The sequence below is a fragment of the Acinetobacter sp. WC-141 genome (genome assembly GCF_000313935.1).
GTDB lineage: Bacteria > Pseudomonadota > Gammaproteobacteria > Pseudomonadales > Moraxellaceae > Acinetobacter.
In genome coordinates this window covers 1-3549 of sequence record NZ_AMSS01000041.1, presented here as the reverse complement: position 1 = coordinate 3549, position 3549 = coordinate 1, and the positions used below count along the sequence as shown (strand labels likewise).

The following is a 3549-nucleotide window of genomic DNA, read 5'->3' as shown; positions in this document are numbered from 1 at the left end:
TAAAATAACACAATGTATTTTGTAATATCTGCTTTAGCTTCATCTCTGGTTTTATAGTTGCAATGATGCACTAATTCATTCTTGAGTATGCCCCAGAAACTTTCAATCGGTGCATTATCGTAACAGTCCCCACGTTTGCTCATTGAACCTTGAAAATCACATTTTTCCAGTATCTTTCGATATTCATGGCTGCAATATTGGCTGCCTCTGTCCGAATGAATAATTAAGCCTTTCGTTGGTTTTTGATTACGAATCGCCATAGTCAGTGCATTGCAAACAAGTTGTGCGGTCATACGCTCATTTAAGCTATAGCCAACCACTTGTTTCGTGTACAGGTCTTTTACTGCTGCCAAGTATAACCAACCTTCAGCAGTCCAAATGTATGTAATATCGCTTGACCATGCAAGATTGGGCTTAGTCATTGAAAACTGTTGCTCTAGTAAATTTGCGTAGATCGCTCGATTATGATCACTCTTCGTAGTTCTTTTGAAACGCTTATGACGCTTACAATACAGCTGGTTGAGCTTTTTTATTTGACGTACAGCATACGTACTGATTTTGATACCTTGCGCTTGTAAATGCTTAGTTAATCGAATATAGCCATAGCTTTGTTTAGTTTCCTCATGAGCTATTTTGACCAAAATTGTCTGTTGATTTCGCTGAACCAATCTTTTATTCATGCCTCGTTTTAGCCAATCATAAAATCGTGACACTGAAACGTGAAGTAATCTAGCCATAAAGCTAATCGGGAATAAATATCTTTGCTGTTTCATATAGGCGTACCTTACTGACTTTCTTTCGCAAAGTACGCTGCTGCCTTTTTTAGAAATTCACGTTCCATTTCAGCTGTTTTGAGCTGTTGTTTGAGCTTTTTATTTTCTTCGAGTAAGGCATTTAGATCAGGTGAATATTGTTTAGTGCCTGCTAAGGTGCCAGTCTTTGCTTTATTATTCCAATTTGAAAGAGTTTGCATTGAAATGCCAAGTTGTCTGGCTGTTTCCGATACATTGCCTTGATTGGCTTCAATCAATTTTATTGCTTCAACTTTAAATTCTGCGGTGTAAGTCTTCTGTTTCTTGCTCATGGTAAACTCCTGATGAGTGTCTATAGTTTACCAAGTTAAAACCTCCTGTTTTCTCAGCACACATCAATCAGTCGGTACGACTGGTGATTCATATGATATTGCTTTGGCTGAAACGGTGAATGGCTTATACAAAACAGAGGTGATTGAATATTTAAAAGCAGATTGGCAAGGTTTAGAAGATGTACAACTTGCGACACTAAACTGGGTAATCGAGAATAAGCGAATTCCTATTCCTGAACACGTAGAGCCTTAACCGGAAAAAAGAGGCTTTGGGAGCCGATTCTTTAAGCCGTATGGCTGATCTGATTGTTCACCTTGGCTTATTAAAACCGTGGAACATTGATCAAATAGTAAGCGTGGAACATAAAAAATCATTAAAAAAGCCCATTCGAGGGTAAATGAGCTTTTTAATAGTATATAAAAAATTGATTTTTAAAGGAATAAAAATAGCATTTCGTATAAGAGTTTTTATGTTAAATAGGACTAAAAATATACTCTAATTTTAGAGTTCTCTTTTAGGTATGATGTAAAAACATACAAGCCTAAGAGTTTAATTTAAAGGTTAAGAATTGAATAAATTAGTAAATATTTTTATGGCTTTAGGAGTTTGCCTTTCAATGGAAACATTTGCAGAACCTGTTTTTTCTAATGATTTATTAGCGAAAGCAGAAAGTGGAGATACTTCTGCCCAGTTAGAATTAGCTGAGATTTATCTATATGGTCATGGTGTTGATTCAGATGAAAATCAAGCTGAAATTTGGGCTATTAAATCAGCTGAAAATGGAAATGTAGCAGCAATGTTTTGGTTAGCTGATGGATATGTTACCTATGCTAGATTAATAGAGGATGATGACAAAAACGATTCTTTAGAACATTTCCAAAAAGCTTTTAAGTGGTTTCAGAAAGCTTCAGAAAATGGTCATTCTGAATCAATGGTTGAGTTAGCTGACCTATATACTCGCGCAGATAGCGGAATAGAAGTTAATATTAAGAAAGCTTTAGAACTTCGTGAAAAGGCTGCAAAGTTAGGTAATAAGAAAGCAATGCGAAGTCTTTCCGTTATGTATCGTGATGGTATAGGCATTCCTAAAAATACTGATTTAGCTCAAAGTTGGTGGGATAAGTCTGAAAATTAGTCTTAAGACTTCCTAAAATTAACATAATGGCGGTTACACGAAGCAAAAAACGTAGGAAATTGGCTCAGGCTTTGTATAACTCGTATTATGTTAATTTTAGTAAAAGTTAAGGATTTTTAAGAGTTTAATAAATGAATAGTGTTCATGAAATTATAGCAAAAATACATAATGAATGGGAGATTGAACCTAAGAAAGCTATTCAGAGAGGTATGGAATGTCCCTTTCCTTTGCAGTGTTCATTAAACCTAAAAAGCAAAATTTACTCACAAATACCCCAAGTACTTTTACCAAAAGTATTAGAGGATTTTTATACAGTATCTAATGGTGCAGATCTATTTAAAGATCAAGAATACGGACAATGGGGCTTAAAATTATATTCTATTGAGGAAGTAATTTTTGCTTCAAAAATTTATAAAATTAATCGTAATAATGACGCTCTTCAAAGTGACTTAATTATTGGAGAATTCTATGGAGATTCAGACTTATTGTTAGTTCGATGTGATCCTAATAGTGATGATTACGGCTCTATTTTTGTTGTCTTACCTATAGATCAAAGACAAGATTGGTACATTGTTGCTAATACTTTTCAAGAATTCATTAGTAAATTTTATGAAACTCAGGGTGATAAATTCTGGGAACCTTAAAATTATATGGCGGACATAAGCTCTATTTAACTTATGTTCACCTAAAATTTATTTAATTATCATAAAAATAGTATCATTTTTTGAATTTCATATAACGCGTATTATGTTAATTTTAGAAAATCTATACAGTTCCTATTAATAAAATTTAGATATTTCTAATGGATAAAAACAGTATAATAATTAAAAGAAATTTAAAGAGTGCAATATATGTTTGGTATTTTTTCTTCTAAAAAGCAAAACTCCTTAAAAAACCCTGTTTACTTAGAAAAATTCATAAATAATGCCTACTTAGAATTAAGTAATAGTATTAAATCACCCAATGAGCTTTATCTTTTTTTAATTGAGGAACTTTGTGGAGCATCACAAGGGAACAATGATGGAAAACAACTAGTAGATTTTTCACAATTTCATGAAATTGAATATAGGAATGCATTAAATAAAGAATCTGCAATGGACTTACCTATGATATGTGCTGAATTAGCAGGAGACTTTCACTTGGGATATGCTAGGCAGCTAACCGATAAAAGTTCTCTGCTATTTGATTTGGCGTTTTAAAATCCAAACTCTTTTGAATTCTTCGCTGATTATAAAATAACACAATGTATTTTGTAATATCTGCTTTAGCTTCATCTCTGGTTTTATAGTTGCAATGATGCACTAATTCATTCTTGAGTATGCCCCAGAA

The 3549-nt window shown here is 33.2% G+C and carries 5 protein-coding genes and 1 pseudogene; 4 read left to right on the top strand and 2 right to left on the bottom strand.

The annotated features are described in order from the left end of the window. Positions 1–1084 (bottom strand): IS3-like element ISAba21 family transposase gene (locus tag ACINWC141_RS06135; protein WP_155757884.1). Its coding sequence is split into 2 segments (ribosomal slippage), with 1085 coding nucleotides annotated over them: positions 1–826 and positions 826–1084; the frame shifts between segments, so codons are not numbered across the junction. This gene is flagged as partial in the annotation. A gap of 67 nt (positions 1085–1151) precedes the next feature. Between ACINWC141_RS06135 and ACINWC141_RS19450 the strand changes: the two are divergent. From ACINWC141_RS19450 to ACINWC141_RS06110, 4 genes and pseudogenes are all read left to right on the top strand, one after another. Continuing rightward, positions 1152–1292 (top strand): annotated as a pseudogene (locus ACINWC141_RS19450) (IS3 family transposase); the annotation flags it as partial. Between the two features lie 409 nt (positions 1293–1701). After that, entirely contained in the window at positions 1702–2220 is a 519-nt protein-coding gene (locus ACINWC141_RS06120) for a tetratricopeptide repeat protein (RefSeq protein WP_000447196.1), read from the top strand. A 131-nt stretch (positions 2221–2351) separates the two neighbouring features. Beyond that, on the top strand, positions 2352–2864 hold the full coding sequence (locus ACINWC141_RS06115; RefSeq protein ID WP_001089570.1) for an SMI1/KNR4 family protein: 513 nt from the start codon (positions 2352–2354) through the stop codon (positions 2862–2864). A gap of 207 nt (positions 2865–3071) precedes the next feature. After that, entirely contained in the window at positions 3072–3419 is a 348-nt protein-coding gene (locus tag ACINWC141_RS06110; RefSeq protein WP_009389213.1) for a hypothetical protein, read from the top strand. Here ACINWC141_RS06110 and ACINWC141_RS19445 read toward each other — a convergent pair. Further along, on the bottom strand, positions 3370–3549 hold a 180-nt coding region (locus ACINWC141_RS19445; protein WP_141738493.1), incomplete at its 5' end, for an IS3 family transposase. The genes ACINWC141_RS06110 and ACINWC141_RS19445 overlap by 50 nt on opposite strands.

Coding starts and splice junctions, on each gene's coding strand:
- ACINWC141_RS06120 (WP_000447196.1), top strand. CDS start 1,702: ATGGAAACATTTGCAGAACCTGTTTTTTCTAATGATTTATTAGCGAAA.
- ACINWC141_RS06115 (WP_001089570.1), top strand. CDS start 2,352: ATGAATAGTGTTCATGAAATTATAGCAAAAATACATAATGAATGGGAG.
- ACINWC141_RS06110 (WP_009389213.1), top strand. CDS start 3,072: ATGTTTGGTATTTTTTCTTCTAAAAAGCAAAACTCCTTAAAAAACCCT.